The organism is Comamonas sp. BIGb0152 (genome assembly GCF_024809975.1).
Lineage (GTDB): Bacteria > Pseudomonadota > Gammaproteobacteria > Burkholderiales > Burkholderiaceae_C > Comamonas.
In genome coordinates, this window is sequence record NZ_JANUDY010000005.1 from 160,793 (window position 1) to 178,595 (window position 17,803).

15 protein-coding genes are annotated in these 17,803 nt (G+C 65.3%); 7 read left to right on the top strand and 8 right to left on the bottom strand.

The genetic code is table 11. The features are described from left to right. Window positions 1–30 precede the first annotated feature (30 nt). Together M2375_RS11725 and M2375_RS11730 are read right to left on the bottom strand one after the other, a co-directional pair. Window positions 31–1,224 carry a thiolase gene (locus tag M2375_RS11725; RefSeq protein WP_259166797.1) on the bottom strand — a complete coding sequence of 398 codons (1,194 nt, stop codon included), beginning with the start codon at window positions 1,222–1,224 and terminating at the stop codon, window positions 31–33. A 13-nt stretch (window positions 1,225–1,237) separates the two neighbouring features. Further along, window positions 1,238–1,603, bottom strand: coding sequence for a Zn-ribbon domain-containing OB-fold protein (locus tag M2375_RS11730; protein ID WP_259166804.1), 366 nt, complete (start codon window positions 1,601–1,603; stop codon window positions 1,238–1,240). Between the two features lie 274 nt (window positions 1,604–1,877). Here M2375_RS11730 and M2375_RS11735 point away from each other — a divergent pair, with 274 nt between their 5' ends. The 3 genes from M2375_RS11735 (at window position 1,878) to M2375_RS11745 (ending at window position 5,565) form a co-directional block, all read left to right on the top strand. Continuing rightward, on the top strand, window positions 1,878–3,086 hold the full coding sequence (locus M2375_RS11735) for an ABC transporter substrate-binding protein (RefSeq protein ID WP_259166812.1): 1,209 nt from the start codon (window positions 1,878–1,880) through the stop codon (window positions 3,084–3,086). 82 nt (window positions 3,087–3,168) lie between these two features. Then, window positions 3,169–4,608 (top strand): NAD-dependent succinate-semialdehyde dehydrogenase, encoded by a 1,440-nt coding sequence (locus M2375_RS11740; protein WP_259166815.1) that lies wholly within the window; start codon window positions 3,169–3,171, stop codon window positions 4,606–4,608. Between the two features lie 135 nt (window positions 4,609–4,743). Beyond that, window positions 4,744–5,565 carry a TlpA disulfide reductase family protein gene (locus tag M2375_RS11745; RefSeq protein ID WP_259166827.1) on the top strand — a complete coding sequence of 274 codons (822 nt, stop codon included), beginning with the start codon at window positions 4,744–4,746 and terminating at the stop codon, window positions 5,563–5,565. On the opposite strand, the gene M2375_RS11750 is transcribed toward M2375_RS11745, so the two are convergent. From M2375_RS11750 to M2375_RS11775, 6 genes are all read right to left on the bottom strand, one after another. Further along, a complete protein-coding gene (locus M2375_RS11750; protein WP_259166837.1) occupies window positions 5,552–7,102 on the bottom strand; it encodes a class I adenylate-forming enzyme family protein in 1,551 nt (516 codons plus the stop codon). The genes M2375_RS11745 and M2375_RS11750 overlap by 14 nt on opposite strands. Window positions 7,103–7,104: 2 nt before the next feature. Then, on the bottom strand, window positions 7,105–8,094 hold the full coding sequence (locus M2375_RS11755) for a tripartite tricarboxylate transporter substrate binding protein (RefSeq protein WP_259166839.1): 990 nt from the start codon (window positions 8,092–8,094) through the stop codon (window positions 7,105–7,107). A 41-nt stretch (window positions 8,095–8,135) separates the two neighbouring features. After that, on the bottom strand, window positions 8,136–9,332 hold the full coding sequence (locus tag M2375_RS11760; RefSeq protein WP_259166841.1) for an acetyl-CoA C-acetyltransferase: 1,197 nt from the start codon (window positions 9,330–9,332) through the stop codon (window positions 8,136–8,138). 22 nt (window positions 9,333–9,354) lie between these two features. Beyond that, on the bottom strand, window positions 9,355–10,623 hold the full coding sequence (locus M2375_RS11765) for an acetyl-CoA hydrolase/transferase family protein (protein ID WP_259166843.1): 1,269 nt from the start codon (window positions 10,621–10,623) through the stop codon (window positions 9,355–9,357). Continuing rightward, window positions 10,620–11,513 (bottom strand): MaoC/PaaZ C-terminal domain-containing protein, encoded by an 894-nt coding sequence (locus M2375_RS11770; RefSeq protein ID WP_259166851.1) that lies wholly within the window; start codon window positions 11,511–11,513, stop codon window positions 10,620–10,622. The genes M2375_RS11765 and M2375_RS11770 overlap by 4 nt, the downstream gene beginning before the upstream one ends. Before the next feature lie 266 nt (window positions 11,514–11,779). Further along, the gene (locus M2375_RS11775; RefSeq protein ID WP_182328072.1) at window positions 11,780–12,685 is read right to left on the bottom strand and encodes an SDR family NAD(P)-dependent oxidoreductase; all 906 of its coding nucleotides are present in this window, start codon (window positions 12,683–12,685) and stop codon (window positions 11,780–11,782) included. 222 nt (window positions 12,686–12,907) lie between these two features. Here M2375_RS11775 and M2375_RS11780 point away from each other — a divergent pair, with 222 nt between their 5' ends. From M2375_RS11780 to M2375_RS11795, 4 genes are all read left to right on the top strand, one after another. Then, on the top strand, window positions 12,908–13,804 hold the full coding sequence (locus M2375_RS11780; RefSeq protein ID WP_259166853.1) for a MaoC family dehydratase N-terminal domain-containing protein: 897 nt from the start codon (window positions 12,908–12,910) through the stop codon (window positions 13,802–13,804). An 87-nt stretch (window positions 13,805–13,891) separates the two neighbouring features. Next, window positions 13,892–15,058, top strand: coding sequence for an acyl-CoA dehydrogenase family protein (locus M2375_RS11785; protein WP_259166856.1), 1,167 nt, complete (start codon window positions 13,892–13,894; stop codon window positions 15,056–15,058). A 40-nt stretch (window positions 15,059–15,098) separates the two neighbouring features. Continuing rightward, window positions 15,099–16,280, top strand: coding sequence for a CaiB/BaiF CoA-transferase family protein (locus tag M2375_RS11790; protein ID WP_259166857.1), 1,182 nt, complete (start codon window positions 15,099–15,101; stop codon window positions 16,278–16,280). A 25-nt stretch (window positions 16,281–16,305) separates the two neighbouring features. Further along, on the top strand, window positions 16,306–17,685 hold the full coding sequence (locus tag M2375_RS11795; RefSeq protein ID WP_259166859.1) for an MmgE/PrpD family protein: 1,380 nt from the start codon (window positions 16,306–16,308) through the stop codon (window positions 17,683–17,685). The last annotated feature ends 118 nt before the right edge of the window (window positions 17,686–17,803 follow it).

Below are 17,803 nucleotides of genomic sequence, written 5' to 3' on the forward strand. Positions count from 1 at the left end.
AATGTTCTCTGTTGTGTTCTGTGCCGCAGGTCAGAGCGTTGCCGCCGTGCCCAAAATCGCGGTCGCCTGGCTGGACAAGGTGCCGCCATTGCCGTGGGCCAGCGCCAGCTGGGCGCCCGCCACCTGGCGTTCGCCGCAGTTGCCACGCAGCTGGCGCACCGCCTCGATCAGCGCAAAGATGCCATACATGCCCGGGTGCACGCAGGACAGGCCACCGCCATTGGTGTTGACTGGCAGGCTGCCGCCCGGCGCAATCGCGCCGCTGGCGACAAAGGCACCGGCCTCGCCCTTTTTGACAAAGCCCAGGTCTTCCAAAAAGAGCAGGGTGTTGATGGTGAAGGCGTCGTAGAGCTCGACCACATCCATGTCCTGCGCTGTCAGGCCGGCCATCGCAAAGGCCTGCGCGCCCGACTGGCTGGCGGCCGTGACGGTGAGGTCGGGCATCGAGGAAATCTGGCGGTTCCAGCAGGCCGTGGCATTGCCCAGCACATAGATGGGCGCGTTCGGTCCGCGCTGGGCATCTGCTGCGCGGCTGAGCACAAAGGCGCCGCCGCCATCGGTCACCAGGCAGCAATCGCGCACGGTAAAGGGGTCGGCCACCATGCGGGCGCCCAGTACCTGCTCGATGGAGAGCGGATCGCGCACGAAGGCCTCGGGGTTCTTCTGCGCCCACTGGCGGGCCGAGACGGCCACGGCCGCGAGCTGTTCGCGCGTGGTGCCGTACTGGTGCATGTGGCGGGCGGCGGCCATCGCATAGGCAGCCACCGGCATCGTCGGATCAAAGGGGTGCTCAAAGGGCTGCGGGTCCATGAACTTGCGCGCAGCGGTCGATTCCTTGCGGCCAAAGGCGGCCGAGCGCTGGGCGCTGCCGTAGCAGACCAGCACATGCTGGCACTGGCCGGCTTCCAAAGCCATGATCGAGGGCAGCAGGTGGGCGATAAAGCTGGAGCCGCCCAGCATGGTGCCGTTGACGTAGTTCGGGTTGATGCCCAGGTGCTCGATCACCGGCATGGGCCACATGGTGGCGTTGACGCTGCAGGTGGCCAGGCCATCGATGTCCTGCATGCTCAGGCCCGCATCGGCCACGGCCGCATGGGCGGCGCGGGCGAGCAGCAGCATGTCGTCCGAGCCCGGCGCTTCGCCGCAGCCATAGGTGGCCACGCCGGTGATGGCGGCCTTGCCGCGCAGCGCGCGCAGGCCGCTGCTGGTATGTACTTGTGCCATGTTTTATCCCTCGTTATGCGGCTTTGAACACCACCAGGCCCTTGCCGTTGTGCGTGATCACCTCGGCCTGCACGGCCATGCCAATCTTCACCTCGGCGGGCGCCATGCCTTCGACGCGGCTCATCATGCGTGGGCCTTCGGCCAGGTCCACCAGCGCGACGTTGTAGTCACCGCCGGCCTCGGCCTTGCGGCGGATCACCGTCGTGGAGTAGACCGTGCCCTGGCCGCTGGCTTGTTCCCAGGCCAGCGCATCGCTGCCGCAATGCGGGCACAGCTCACGGGGGTAGAAGATGGCTTGGGAGCAAGCCTTGCAGCGCTGAAGCTGGAAGCTGCCCGTATCCAATGCAGCCTGGTACTGGCTTGACATCGAGGGTGTCATTGCGGAATCTTTCTGAGGAGATAGCGGATGGTTGGAGCATGGGCCCAATGCCTGCTGCACGCAATTATTGGTTGCCGAAGAGGGGGTTTGGCCGCGCTTGACGAACCTGGGTGACAGCGCTGGGGTGCGGGGCGGCATCAGAACTTAGGAAGGCTCTCAGGGTTTTCTAGGCTTTGGCGCAGCCTAAGGCGCTGCTTCGCAAATGCATAAACCGGAGGGCGATAAATCTCTAGCATCTTGCTAACAAAAGTTCTAAATCACCGGAGACAAGACCATGAAAATGACCGCGCTGGCTTTGGCCATGGCCGCATGCTGCACAACGGGCGCACAAGCGCAGGGCATCTCTGACAATGTCGTCAAGATTGCCGTACTCAGTGACATGTCCGGCCCCTATGCCGATACGGCAGGGCGCGGCTCGCTGGAGGCCACGCGCATGGCGGTGGAGGACTTTGGCGGTACGGTCGGGGGCAAGAAGATCGAGGTGGTGTTTGCCGACCACCAGGGCAAGGCCGATGTCGGCGCCAGCCGCGCACGCACCTGGTTCGACACCGATGGCGTGGACGTGGTGGTGGACCTGAACAACTCGGCCGTCGCGATGGCGGTCTACAACCTGGCCAAGGAACGCAACAAGCTGGTGCTGACCTCGGGCGGCGCATCGGATGCGCTGACCAGCGAGGCCTGCATGCCGACGGCCATCCACTACACCTATGACACCTATGCGATGGCCAGCGGCGTGGCCCATGCGATGCTGGAAAAAGGCAAGAACGACTGGTACATCATGGCCGTGGACTATGCCTTCGGCAAGGCCGGCGCCGAGACGGTGACCAATATCGTCACCAAGGGTGGCGGCAAGATTGTGGGCCGCACCAACTTCCCGCTCAACGCCAGCGATTTCTCGTCTTTTGTGCTGCAGGCGCAAGAGTCCAAGGCCTCGGTGGTCACCTTGGTGAGCGCCGGCAATGACACCATCAACGCCATCAAGTCGGCCAAGCAGTTTGGCCTGATGCAAAAGCAGACCGTGGCGCCGCAGTTCATGTTCATCCAGGATGTGCATTCGCTGGGCCTGCGCACTGCCCAGGGCCTGACCTTTGCCACCGCTTTTTACTGGGACCGCACGCCCGAGACGCGTGCCTTCTCGCAGCGCTTTTTTGAGCGCATGGGCAAAAAGAGCATGCCCTCGATGGTGCATGCCGGCACCTACTCGGCCGTTACCCAGTACCTCAAGGCCGTGGCCGCCATCAACTCGGACGATGGCCCAGCGGTGACCAAGTACCTCAAGTCCAACAAGATTGAGGACTTCTTCAGCCAAAACGGCCATGTGCGCGAAGACGGGCGCATGGTGCACGACCTCTACCTGGCCCAGGTCAAGTCGCCCGAAGAATCCAAGGGCCCTTGGGACTACTACAAGATCCTCGCCACCATTCCGGGTGACAAGGCCTTCCGGCCGATGGCCGATGGCAAATGTGCTTTTGTGAAGAAGTAAACACAGCCTTATCCACAAGCCACGCGGTCTTCTTTTCAGAAAGACCGCGTTGTGCCTTCCAAACCCCTGGCAGGAGCCACCCATGTCCCAAACTTATCCACAGTTGCAACTGTTTATCAACGGCCAATGGCTGTCCGCCGACGGCCGCAAGAGCGAGCCGGTCATCAACCCGCTCGACGAATCCACACTGGGCCAGCTGCCCCACGCCAGCGCCACAGATCTGCAGGCGGCCTTGCAGGCCGCCAACGCGGCCTTTGAAGGCTGGAAACGCACATCGCCGCTGGCCCGCTCGGACATCTTGCGCAAGGCTGCCGGCCTGATCCGCGAGCGGGCGGACCACATTGCCCGCTGCATGACCCTGGAGCAAGGCAAGCCGGTGCGCGAAGCCAAGCTCGAAGTGCTGGCCGCCGCCGACACCTATGACTGGTATGCCGAAGAAGGCCGCCGCAACTACGGCCGCCTGGTGCCAGGCAAGACGCCCACGCAGCGCATTGCAGTGCACCATGAGCCCGTGGGCGTCTGCGCTGCCTTTGCGCCCTGGAACTTTCCGGCCATCACCCCCGCGCGCAAGATTGCCGGCGCCCTGGCTGCTGGCTGCACACTGATCCTGAAACCGGCCGAGGAAACCCCCGCCACCGCGCAAGAGCTGGTGCGCGTACTGCATGATGCCGGCTTGCCCGCCGGCGTGCTGAACATGGTGTTTGGCGTGCCCGCCGAGGTCTCGGGCTACCTGCTCGACCAGCCCGAGGTGGCCAAGTTCTCGTTCACCGGCTCCACCGCCGTGGGCAAGATGCTGGCCTCGCATGCCGCCAAGAGCATGAAACGCGCCACCCTGGAGCTGGGCGGCCATGCGCCGGTCATCGTCTGGAAGGATGCCGATATCGAGAAGGCGGCTGATGCGCTGGTGGTCGGCAAGTTCCGCAACGCTGGCCAGGTCTGCATCTCGCCCACGCGCTTTTATGTGCACCGCGAGGTGTTCGACCGCTTTGTCAGCGCCTTTGTCGAGCGCACCAAAACGCTCAAGGTCGGCAACGGCCTGGACGAAACCAGCCAGATGGGTCCGCTGGCCAACCCACGCCGCATCGAGGCCCTGACCCGTTTGATCGCCGATGCCCAAGAGAAGGGCGCTACCCTGCACACTGGCGGCAAGCGCATGCCCGGCAAGGGCTTCTTCTGGGAGCCCACGGTCATCAGCAACCTGCCCGAAGACGCCGGCCTGATGAACGAGGAGCCCTTTGGCCCCGTCGCGCTGATCAATCCCATCGACAACCTGGACGAAGCCCTGCAGCGCGCCAACCGCCTGCAGTACGGCCTGGCCGCCTATGCCTTCACGCAGGACAGCGGCGTGCGCCAGCAGCTCTCCAACGGCGTGCAGACCGGCATGCTGGGCATCAACACCTTGAACATCTCCATGGCCGAGGCACCGTTTGGCGGTGTCAAGGAAAGCGGCTGGGGCTCGGAATGCGGCATTGAAGGGCTGCAGGCTTACTGCAACATCAAGCTGGTCAGCGAAGACCAGTAAAACCTGCTGTTCCATTCTTGGGCCCCTGCTGCAAAGCCTCGGAATGGAACCAAAAGGCGCGCTGGGTATTCAGACTGCACAATCGCCGCTGGTGTGTACCCACTCCAGCGTTTTTTGTCTTTCAAAAATACAACTATGAGCGCTAGTTTGCAGATCGGGCCGTTTTCGCTGCCCTGGGGTTTGGTGATTTTGATGCTGGCCTGGCTGGTGGCCGATATGCTGCTGGCGCGCTGGGCGCGCAAGCGCGGCCTGTCGACCACGCCGCATGCCTGGCTGCTGCCGCTGCTGGCCCTGGTCGCCGCGCGCCTGGGCTTTGTGGCTCGCTATGCCGATGAGTACCTGGCGCAGCCGCTGTCGATGCTGAATGTGCGCGATGGGGGATGGGAGCCCTGGGCGGCGCTGGCGGTGGCCGTTATCTATGTGTGGTGGCTGTGGCTGCGCAAAAAGGCCGTGTTCCAGCCTCTGGCGGGGGCGGCGGCGCTGTTTGGGATGCTGTGGCTGGGCGGCCATGCCTTGGTGTACCAGTTCTCGCCCAGCGCCAAGGCCCTGCCATCGCTGTCGCTGGTGGCGCTGGATGCCCAAACCCATGTGCTCGACCAGTTCAAGGGCAAGCCCGTGGTCATCAACCTCTGGGCCAGCTGGTGCACCCCTTGCGTGCGTGAGATGCCGGCCTTGCTGGAGGCGCAAAAGCGCTACCCGCAGGCCCAGTTTCTGTGGGTGAACCAGCAGGAGGCGCCCGAGGTGGTGCTCAAGGCCGCACGCGGCTTTGGCCTGCCCGATGGCCAGGTGCTGCTGGACCCGCGCAACAGCATGGGCGAGGTGGCCGGCAGCCGCGCGCTGCCCACCACCTTGTTCTATGACGCGAGCGGCCAGCTGCAAGGCCAGCGGGTGGGTGAGCTGTCGGGGGCGAGCCTGAACGACTTCATGCAGCAGATCGTGCCGGCTACGACGCCGTAGCGCTTGCGGGCGCTGCAGCCGCCTGCTCGACCTCCAGCCGCGCCTGCAGCTCGCGCTTCATCACCTTGCCATTGGCATTCACCGGCAGCTCATCAATGGCGATGATGCGTGCCGGCCGCTTGTAGGGTGCCAGGTGCTCGCGCAGATGCGCTTGCAGCGCCTGCAGGTCGGGCGGGTTGCGGGCATCCTGCACGACAAAGGCGATGATGGCCTCGTTGCCATCGGCCTCCTTCTGGCCCACCACCGCTGCGCGTTGGATGCCGGGGAAGCTGCCCAGCGCATGCTCCACCTCGCTGGGGTAGACGTTGAAGCCCGAGCGGATGATCATCTCCTTGAGGCGGCCGACGACAAACAGCGCGCCATCGGCATGCAGCTCGCCCAGGTCGCCAGTGGCATACCAGCCGCCTTCGCGCAGCGCCGCTGCCGTGGCCTCGGGATCGCGGAAGTAGCCGGGCATCAGGCCGGTGCCACGCACCCAGATCTCACCCCGCTCGCCGGTCAGCAGCGGCCGACCGCTGTGCGGATCGACAATCTGCAATTCCGCGCCATCAATGCAGTAACCAGCGCTGGTGTCGCTGCGCGCTTCGTCGATGCGCGTCAGGTGCAGCGAGCCGGCGTATTCGCTCATGGCATAGCCGTGGTGCAAGGTCTGGCCCAACAGCGCCTCGACCTTGGTTTTCAGCGCCAGATCGAGTGGGCCGGCCCCCGTGTAGAGGTAGCGCAGATGCGGCGCGGCGGGCTGGCTGATGCCATGCTGCTCGCAGTGCTGCAAGAGGCGCGCAAACAGGGTGGGCGGGCCTTGCAGCTGGGTAATGCCATGGTGGGCCAGCGCATCGAGCAGGTCGGCGGGCTCGAACTGGCTGCGCATCTCCAGCGCGGCACCGGCCGACAGCGACGCGAGCAGCACGGTGCCCAGGCCAAAGATATGGGTCATCGGCACAAAGGCGTAGACCTTGTCATCGGGCCCCAGCCGGCGCGACTGGGCCGAGACGCGGGCAAAGTGCGCCACACCGCGCTGGCTCATCAGCACACCCTTGGGGGTGCCGGTGGTGCCAGAGGTGAAGATGATGGCCGCGACCGGGTTGCCGTCCGGCTCAGGCTCGGCCCGCGCATCGGCACGCACCGCCGTATGGGCCAGGCCGGGCACGCAAGAGGGGCTGACGCCATAGCGCTCGGCATGAGCCGCCGCCGCCTTGGAGACGCGGTCGGTGAAGTAGACCACCCGTGCATCGGCCTTGTCGGCAAAGCCGCGCACCTCGCCGGGCGCCATGCGGGCGTTCACGCCACAGGCCCAGGCGCCGACGCGGCTGCAGGCCAGCAGCAAGGCCGCGTGCTCGGGGCAGTTCTCGGCGACCACCAGCACACGGTCGCCGCTGCGCACCTGCAGTGCGCGCAGCTCCGCTTCCAGCGCATCGACCAGCCGGCCCAGGTCGGCATAGCTCAGCGTGCGGTCCGGCAGGTAGATGAAAGGCCGGTCGGGGGCCTCTTGCAGCCAGCGGTCCAGAAACTGGTGAATGCGAAATTCCGTGTTGCTCATCGTCAGTCCACCACAATGCCCTGGGTCACCGTGGACCACATCTGGCGCTCCTTGGCGGCGCGCTCGCTCAGGGTCTGGGGGCTGCCGGTCCATTCGTCGTAGCCCAGCTCCTTGTACTTGGCCTTCAGCTCAGGCTGGGCCAGCGCCGCATTGATGGCCTTGTTCAGCCGGGTCTGCAGCTCGGGCGACATGCCCTTGGGGCCGTAGACGGCATACCAGCCGCCGACATCAAAGCCCTTGAGGCCTTCGATGCCACTCTCGGCCAGGGTCGGCACATCGGGAAGCGCGGGGTTGCGCTGTGGCGAGGTGACGGCGATGGGGGTGACCTTCTTGCCATGGATGTAGGTGCCGGCGGTGCTGATGATGTCCATCATCATGTTGATCTGGCCGCCCATCACATCGGTCATCGCCGGCGCGTTGCCACGGTAGGGCACATGGTTCAAATCGATGCCGCTGCGCTTGGAAAACAGCAGCACGCCCAGGTGGTTGGAGCCCCCCACGCCCGCCGATGCATAGCTGAGCTTGCCGGGGTGGGCCTTGGCATAGTCCACCAGCGCCTGCGTGGTCTTGAAAGGCTCGTTGTTGTTGGCCACCAGCACGTTGTAGTAACTCAGCACCGGCGCGATGGGGGTCAGGTCCTTGACCGGGTCGAACTGCATCTTGCGCATCACATTGGGGCTGATGGTGATGGTGGGGCTGGCGGCAAACCACAGGGTCAGGCCATCGGGGTTGGCGCGCGAGGTCTCGTTGCCCGCCAGGGTGGCATTGGCGCCGGTCTTGTTGTCGACCATGACCGTCGTGCCCAGCTCTTTGGACAGCGCAATCGAGAACAGGCGTGCGCCCTGGTCCACCGGCCCGCCGGCCGAGTAGCCGACGATCAGGCGCACCGGAGCGCCTGAACCCAGGCCCCCCTGGGCATGGGCAGCCGAGCAAAGGCTGAGGGCGGCAGCGGCCGTGGCGGCCAGCAGCTGGCGGCGGTGGATGAAAGTCATGTCTTGTCTCCTGGTTTTTTGTAAAGGGTGGCGATGGCTGATCAGTAGCGTTCGAATACAGCAGCAATGCCCTGGCCACCGCCGATGCACATGGTCTCCAGGCCATAGCGGCCTTTGCGGCGTTCCAGCTCGTGCAGCAAGGTGGCCAAAATCCGCACGCCGGTCGCACCAATCGGGTGGCCCAGCGAGATGCCCGAGCCGTTCACGTTCAGGCGCTCTGCATCGTTCCACTCCAGGCCCTGCAGCACAGCCAGCACCTGGCAGGCAAAGGCCTCGTTGATTTCGACCAGGTCCATGTCGTTCATCGACAGTCCCAGCTTGCCCAGCAGCTTTTTGACGGCGGGCACCGGGCCAATGCCCATGCGTGAGGGCTCGCAGCCCGCAGCGGCCCAGCCGACCAGGCTGGCCATCGGCGTCAAGCCCAGCTCCTGCAGCTTGTCTTCGGCGACGATGAGGCAGGCGGCCGAGGCATCGTTTTGCTGGCTGGCATTGCCGGCGCTGACGGTGCCGCCCTTCATCAGCGCACGCAGCTTGCCCAGCGAATCCATCGTGGCATCGGCGCGAAAGCCCTCGTCACGGCTGAACAAGGTCGGTTCGCCCTTGCGCTGCGGCACGCTGACGGGCACCACCTCGGCATCAAAGCGGCCAGCCTGCCAGGCGGCGGCTGCGCGCTGGTGGCTGCGCAGCGCAAAGGCATCGGCCTCTTCGCGGCTGATGCCGTAGTCGCGCGCCAGGTTCTCGGCGGTCTCGATCATGCCGGAGATGGCACCAAAGCGCTCCACCGGTTGCGAGCGTTCGCGGCCCCGGTCCAGGCGGTCGAACATGGTGACGTTGCCGGCGCGCTTGCCCCAGCGCAGGTCGGTGGTGTAGTACTCGATGTTGCTCATGCTCTCGACGCCGCCAGCAATCACCACATCGGCGGCGCCGCTTTGCACCATCATGCAGGCGGTCACCACCGCTTGCAGGCCGCCGCCGCAGCGGCGGTCCAGCTGCATGCCGGGCACTTCCACCGGCAGGCCCGCCTGCAGCGCCGCCCAGCGGCCCACGCAAGGGGTCTCGCTGCTGGCGTAGGACTGGGCAAACACCACATCGTCGATGCGGCTGGGGTCGATGCCACTGCGCTCGACCACGGCACGCACGGTGGTCGCTGCCAGGTCCTCGACCGAGACGGGGCGCAGGCTACCCCCGTAGGTGCCCACCGGGGTTCGCAAAGGGGTGACGATGGCGGCTTTACGCATGTTTGTTTCTCCAAAGATTCGGTCAATTCAGCTGCTGGCGCGCTTGGGCCGCCAGCAGGTCTCGGTGTTCAGGTGCGGCAATGGCCAGCATGGCCCGCAGGCGCTGGGCCAGGCTCAGCCCGCGCAGGTCGGCCACGCCATGCTCGGTGACGATCAGGCCGGCATCGGCACGCGGCGTGGAGACCGGGCCGGACAGTTGCGCCACGATGCGCGACTGGCCGCGCGCGGTAGAGGGCAGCGCGACGATCGGCAGGCCGCCATCGCAGGCGGCAGCGGCACGCAAAAAGTCCATCGCACCGCCGACCGCGCCCAGGTACTTGCCGGCCACCACCTCGGCATTGATCTGGCCGCTCAGGTCGACCTCGATCGCCGAGTTGATGGCGGTGAGCTTCTGGGTCTGGCCCAACACCCGGGCGTTGTGGGTGTAGTCGGTGCCGGCAATGCGCAGCGCGCCGTTGTTATGCGCCCAGCGGCGGGTGCGGGCACTGCCCATCAATAGGCCCGTGACGCTGATGCCCGCATCGATGCCCTTGCGCGCATTGGTGATCACGCCGGCCTCGACCAGGTCGGCCACGCGGTCGCCGATGGTGCCGCTGTGCACCCCCAGATCACGGTGGCCTTGCAGCGCCTGCAGCACGGCATCGGGCAGGTTGCCAATGCCCAGCTGCAAGGTGGCGCCGTCTTCGACGCGGCTGGCGATCAGCTGCGCTATCGCCTCTTCAGCGGGGCCAATTTTTCCGGCGGGCACATCGACGACAGGTTGGTCGCTCTGCACCCAGGCATCGACATCGGCCAGGCGCAGGCTGGCGCCTGTGACCCAGGGCACATCGGCATTCACTTCGGCGATCACGCAGCGCGCATGGCGCATCGCGGTCACCAGGTAGTCATGCGCCAGGCCCAGGCTGCATTCGCCATCCGCATTGGGGGGCGAGACCTGGACAAACACCACATCAATGGCGATGCGGCGGCTGGCGATCAGCTGCGGTATTTGTGAGTAATGGCAAGGAATCGGATCGAGCACGCCGGCCATGCCGAGCGCGCGGTGCGAGCCGCCAGCGGCATAGCCGCGCATGTCGATGGCATCGGCATGCGCGGGCTGCAAGGTGGTTGCGCCGCCAATGCCCAGAAAGACGCGGGTACGGGCAAAGCGCTGGCGCTGGGCCACATAGGCCTGGATCAGCGACAGCGGCTCGGCGGCCGACTGGCCCCAGACGACGGTATCGCCGGCGCGGATGAGCTGCGCCAGGTCCAGATCGGCCAGCGCGATGGGCCGGCCTTGGGCCGCGCTCATGGCTGTGCGGCGGCCACGCTGGCGTTGCCATGGCTGAGCACGACAATGCCGCGCTCAACCACCAGTGCGCGGAACTGCAGCGCATCACCCGCTTGCCAGACCTCGGTGCGCAGGGTCTCGCCGGGGAACACCGGCGAAGAAAAGCGCGCATGCATGCTGCGCAGCAGGCTGGCATCGCCGTTGCAGGCCGTCATCACCAACGCATGGCAGACCATGCCGTAGGTGGCCAGGCCGTGCAGGATGGGCTTGTCAAAGCCAGCGGCCTGGGCCACTTTCGGGTCGGCATGCAAGGGGTTGTAGTCGCCCATCAGGCGGTAGAGCAGGGCCGCCTCAGGCCGGATGGTGTGGCTGTAGGTCCAGCGCGGGGCAGTGTCAGGCGTGGGGGTCAGCGCCGGCAGCGAGGCATCGCTGGGCTGGCCGCCCAGCGCCTCGCTGTAGCCGCCGTCGCCCCGGCAGAACGTGACCTGCTCCAGGGTGGCGTACAGCGTGCCATCTTCGCCTTCCAGGCTGCGCTCGCTCACCACAATCGCGCCCTTGCCGGCCCCCTTGTCGATCACGCGCGTGACCTTGGTCTTGCCCACCACCTTGCCATCGGCTGGCAGCGGCTGGTGGATGGTGGTGCGCTGCTCGCCATGCACCAGCTTGACCCAGTCGATACCGGTGTCCGCCTCCTTGGCCCAAAAGCCCGGATAGCCCAGCACCGAGCTCATCGTGGGCAGCGCCTGCAGCGCTTGGTCCATGCCCTCGTAGACCAGCGGCAGATTGCGGGTATCGAGCGGGTCATTGCCCACGCCCAGGCTCAGCGCATACAGCATGGTGTCGCGCTGCGAAAAATCCTGGTGCACCGGCGCAAACGGCCGGGCCTTGAGTTGCTGGTAGTTGATGGTCATGGTCGTTGTATCTGGGGTTGTTGTCGTGCGACGGCAGGGTGAGCGTTATGGATGGGTGTTTTGGTGTTCTTGCAAGGCCACCAGGGGGCATCTATGAAACTGGCAGAGCACACCTACTGGGCTACGTTGTTCGATACCGCTCGACCTACCGTACGCCATGCTCAAAACTGGCGCACACGTACAAACTGGCACCGACGAAGGGCCGCCCCGCCCGGAGGGTGCCGTCCCCCTTTAGGGGGAAGCGGCAACGCCGCACAGGGGGTAGCTTAGATAGGATCCCAGCTGAACACCTCGCCCGAGCGCTCCATCGGAACAAACGACGATTTGAGCGCCGGCATCGCATGCGAGGCGATGTCCTCCGGGGTCCAGCCTTCGCCCTGGTGCACCGAGCGCAGCGGGCGCGGTTGGCTCATCAGGAAGATCTCGTTATTGCGCACGGCAAACACCTGGGCGTTCACGTCCTGGGCCTGCTCGCTCAGCAGGTAGACGGCCAGCGGCGCAATCTTGTTGGGGGTCATCTGCTTGAGCTTGTCCACGCGCGCCTGCTGCTCGGGCGTGTCGGTGGGGATGGAGCCGATCATGCGGCTCCAGGCAAAGGGCGAGATGCAGTTGCTGCGCACATTGAACTTGGCCATGTCCAAGGCAATGCTCTTGGACAGCGCGACGATGCCCAGCTTGGCGGCCGAGTAGTTGGCCTGGCCCAGGTTGCCGATCAGGCCGGAGGTGCTGGTCATATGCACCATGGCACCGCTCTCCTGCTCCTTGAAATGGTTGGCAGCGGCGCGCGCCACATAGAAGCTGCCGTAGAGGTGGACCTTGATGACGGCGTCCCACTCGTCCACGCTCATCTTGTGAAAGAAGCGGTCACGCAGGATGCCGGCGTTGTTGACGATGCCGTCGAGCTTGCCAAAGCTGTCGAGCGCGCACTGCACGATCTTGGCGGCAGCATTGGCGTCCGAGACCGTGTCGGTATTGGCCACGGCGTCGCCACCGGCGGCCTTGATCTCGTTGACGACCTTTTGCGCGGGGCCGTCGTCATGGCCTTCGCCGGTGGTGGAGGTGCCGATGTCGTTGACCACCACCTTGGCGCCTTGCTGGGCCATGGCCAGCGCCATATCACGGCCTATGCCACCCCCAGAACCGGTGACGATAACGACTTTGCCTTCGAGCATGGTGGACATGTCTGCTTTCCTTGGATCTGTGTGTGTAGATGAATGCCACCAGCATGCCGTCCATTAAGCGCATTGCCAATTCGCAAATGCGTAGGCAGGGCTTTGGCAAACTGAAACCGCAGGTTCATTTATCAGCGTTAACCCGCTGTCTTCACCGCTGTAAAAGGAGAGGTTCCAATCTCTGCGATTGCGCTGGGTGGCCGAGCCTGCGACAGTGCCACCATGTCGCAAACCCCTGAACCTTCTGCCGCCTCGCTCAACACCGAGCAGGTTGCCCATTTGCAAAGCTGGATCGACCAATCCGAGACCCTGCAGGACCTGGTGGCCCGCACGGCCGTGACCGGCCTGTCCGCTACCCTGGACCGTGATGACGCCCCGGCCCAGGACGGCGACAGCCTGCCGCCGCTGTGGCACTGGATGAACTTTTTGCCGATGGCGCGGCAAAGCCTGCTGGGGCTGGACGGCCACCCGGCGCGTGGTGGCTTTTTGCCCCCGGTGCCACTGCCCCGGCGCATGTGGGCGGGCGGCCGCCTGCAGTGGCAGGCGGACAACCCGCTGCGCATTGGCGAGCGCGTCGAGCGCGTCTCGCGCATCGCCTCGGTGGACCACAAGGTGGGCCGCTCGGGTGAGCTGCTGTTTGTGCTGGTGCAGCACAGCTATAGCAATGCAAGCGGCCTGGCGCTGACCGAAGAGCACGATATCGTCTACCGCGCCGCTGCCCAGCCCAGCGACCCGGTCCCCCAGCCCACCGCAGCCGACACCCAGGCCGCCTGGAAGCGCGAGATCAACGCCGATCCGGTGATGCTGTTCCGCTACTCGGCGCTCACCTTCAACGGCCACCGCATCCACTACGACCGCAGCTATGTCACGCAGGAAGAGGGCTACCCCGGCCTCATCGTGCATGGCCCGCTGATAGCGACCTTGCTGGTCGATCTGCTGCGCCGCAATGCGCCCGGTGCCGTGCTGACCGACTTCTCGTTCAAGGCCATTCGCCCGACCTTTGATCTGCACCCTTTTACGGTGCTGGGCCAGCCCCAGGAGGATGGCAAGACCATCAAGCTCTGGGCGCATGACCACGAAGGCTGGCTGACGATGCAGGCCACCGCCACGATCCGCTGAAAACGCGCTCTCAACCCCGCTAACTCCGGCGGGTGGTGCAGGCGCTCAACAGCGCGCAGCCACCCCCACCGTCCCAAGTAGAACCACATGATCGAACATACCGGCTCCAACAACTTCCCCGAAATCCGCGATGCCATCCGCGCGCTCTGCGCCGAGTTCCCCGATGAGTATTTCCGCAAGGTCGATGAGGCGCGTGCCTACCCCGAAACCTTTGTCGAAGCGCTCACCAAAGCCGGCTGGCTGGCGGCGCTGATTCCGCAGGAATACGGCGGCTCGGGCCTGGGCCTGACGGAAGCCTCGGTGATCATGGAGGAGATCAACCGCTGCGGCGGCAATTCTGGTGCCTGCCACGGCCAGATGTACAACATGGGCACCTTGCTGCGCCATGGCTCGACCGCGCAGAAGGAAAAGTACCTGCCCAAGATCGCCAGCGGCGAATGGCGCCTGCAATCCATGGGCGTGACCGAGCCCACCACCGGCACCGACACCACCAAGATCAAGACCACGGCGGTAAAGAAGGGCGACAAGTACGTCATCAACGGCCAGAAGGTGTGGATCAGCCGCATCCAGCACAGCGATTTCATGATCCTGCTGGCGCGCACGACGCCGCTGGCCGATGTGAAGAAAAAGAGCGAAGGCATGTCGATCTTCATGGTCGACCTGCGCGAGGCCGAGAAAAAGGGCATGGCCGTGCGCCCCATCCTGAACATGGTCAACCACGAGACCAATGAGCTGTTCTTCGAGAACCTGGAGATCCCCGAGGAGAACCTGATCGGCGAAGAAGGCAAGGGCTTCAAGTACATCCTGGACGGCCTCAACGCCGAGCGCACCTTGATCGCGGCCGAGTGCATTGGCGACGGCTACTGGTTTCTTGACCGGGTGACCAACTATGTGCGCGACCGTGAGGTGTTTGGCCGCCCGATTGGCCAGAACCAGGGCGTGCAGTTCCCGATTGCTGACGCCTTCATCGAGGTGGAAGCGGCCAACCTGATGCGCTGGAAAGCCTGCGAGCTGTACGACAAACACGAGCCGATGGGCGCCCAGGCGAATATGGCCAAGTACCTGGCTGCCAAGGCGAGCTGGGAGGCGGCCAATGCCTGCCTGCAGTTCCACGGCGGCTTTGGCTTTGCCTGCGAATACGACATCGAGCGCAAGTTCCGCGAGACGCGCCTGTACCAGGTGGCGCCCATCTCCACCAACCTGATTTACTCCTACGTGGCCGAGCACATTCTGGGCCTGCCGCGCTCCTTCTGATGGCGCAGCGCAGCGAGAAAAACAGACAACCGGAGTCTTCATGACCAGACCATTGGACGGGATCACCGTCGTATCGCTGGAGCACGCGGTGGCTGCGCCTTTTTGCGCGCGGCAGCTGGCCGATCTGGGCGCGCGCGTCATCAAGGTGGAGCGGCCGGGCAGCGGCGATTTTGCGCGTGGCTATGACAGCCGGGTGCGCGGCCAGTCCTCGCATTTCACCTGGCTCAACCGCAACAAGGAAAGCCTGGCGCTGGACCTGAAGGATGCGGCATCCTTGGAGGCGCTCAAGCAGCTGCTGGGCTCGGCCGATGTGCTGCTGCAGAACCTGGCGCCGGGCGCTGCGGCGCGCATGGGCTTGTCGTACGAGGCCCTGCATGCAGAATTTCCGCGCCTGATCGTCTGCGACATCAGCGGCTATGGCGACAACGGCCCTTACCGCGACAAGAAGGCCTATGACCTGCTGATCCAGAGCGAGGCGGGCTTTCTGTCGGTGACCGGCACGCCCGAGACGCCAAGCAAATCGGGCATCTCGGTGGCCGACATTGCGGCGGGCATGTATGCCTATACCAATATCCTCTCGGCCCTGCTGCTGCGCGGCAAAACGGGCGAGGGCAGCCATATCGATGTGTCCATGCTCGAAGCACTGGGCGAGTGGATGGGCTACCCGCTGTACTACGCGTTCGAAGGCGCAGCGCCCCCGCCGCGCACCGGCGCATCGCACGCCAGCATCTACCCCTATGGCCCCTTTGTGGCTGGCGATGGCGGCACGGTGATGCTGGGCCTGCAAAACGAGCGCGAGTGGAAGATCTTCTGCGACCAGGTGCTGCTGGCACCCGCACTGGCGACCGATAAGCGCTTTGACAGCAATGCCCAGCGCAATGCCAACCGCGCCGAGCTGCAGGCCGAGATTGTGCGCATCTTTGGCGCGCTCAAGGCCAGCGATGTGGTGCAGCGCCTGGACGATGCCGGCATTGCCAACGCCCATGTGAATGACATGGCAGGCCTGTGGGCGCACCCGCAGCTGCTGGCACGCCAGCGCTTTGCGCAGGTGGACACGCCCGTGGGCGCCGTGCCGGCCTTGCTGCCGCCCGGGCGCAACAACCAGTACGACTACCGCATGGACGCGGTGCCGGCGGTGGGCGAGCACACGGCTGCCATCCTCGATGCGCTGCAGCTGCCGGCCGATGCGCTGGCAGCAGTGCGCAAGGCCTCCGGCCTTTGATGCTTTCTGTTGGAGAAAAAAGAACATGACGACACCAACCACACAACCCACGCCCGCCGCCCAACTGGCCCGCTTTGCGGCCGAGCTGCAATACAGCGACATCCCCGAATCCGTGCTGCAGAAAACCGAAGACCTCTGGGTCGACTGGTTTGGCTCGGTGGTGGCCGGCCACAACGCCCGCCCCGTGGCCAGCATTACCCGCTTTGCGCTGGGCCAAGGCCCCGCGCAAGGCCCGGCCGAGGTGATTGGCCCCGAGGGCCGCAGCAGCAGCCCTTATCTGGCTGCGATGGCCAATGCCGCTGCCTCGCATGTGGCCGAGCAGGACGATGTGCACAACGGCTCGGTGTTCCACCCGGCAGCCGTCGTCTTCCCCCCGGCCGTGGCCGTGGCGCAGGCGCTGGGCAAGTCCGGCAAGGAGCTGCTGACCGCCTGTATCGCCGGCTATGAAGTGGGCATCCGCGTGGGCGAGTTTCTGGGCCGCTCGCACTACAAGATCTTCCACACCACCGGCACGGCCGGCACCTTGGCCGCAGCGGCCGCCGTGGGACATCTGCTGGGTCTCAATGCGCAGCAAATGCTGCATGCCTTTGGCTCGGCCGGCACCCAATCGGCCGGCCTGTGGGAGTTTTTGCGCACCGCTGCCGACAGCAAGCAGTTGCACACGGCGCATGCCGCCGGTGCCGGCCTGATGGCCGCCTACCTGGCCAAGGATGGTTTCACCGGCGCAGCCGACATTTTCTGCGGCCCGCAGGGCATGGCGGCGGGAATGTCCAGCGACAGCGACCCGGCCCGCCTCATCGATGGCCTGGGCACACGCTGGGCGACGCCCGAGACCTCGTTCAAATGGCATGCCTCCTGCCGCCACACCCACCCGGCCGCCGATGCGCTGCTGCAGGTGGTGCGCGCCCACCAGCTCAAGGTGTCGGACATTGCCGAGGTGGTGACCCATGTACACCAGGCCGCGATCGATGTGCTGGGCCCCGTGGTGGACCCGACCACGGTGCACCAGAGCAAGTTCTCCATGGGCACGGTGCTGGCGCTGGCTGCGCGCTTTGGCTTTGCCGGCCTTAACGAGTTTGACGATGAATTCCGCGCCGAAGACACCATGCTGCTGCGCGACAAGGTGCGCATGGTGCTGGACCCCGAGGTGGACGGCGCCTACCCCCAGCGCTGGATTGGCAAGGTCACCGTGACCACCACCGATGGCCGCGTGCTGGAAGGCCGGGTGGACGAGCCCAAGGGCGACCCGGGCAACACCCTCAGCCGCGAAGAGCTGACCGACAAGGCCCTGCGCCTGGGCGCTTTCAGCCGCGCCGTGCCCGCTGCGCAGATGCAGCAATCGGTGCAAAAACTCTGGCAAGTACGGGAATGGACCAGGGTCGAAAAGCTGTTGGTGGCCGTATAAAGAAAGCAGCAGCGCCGCCAGTCGGCGCTTGTGATGCAGGGGGCTGGACAAGCCCCCTTTCCCCTACCGGGAAGGGCCATGTACCCCTCCCACGACAAGGAGACAAGAATGCGCTTTC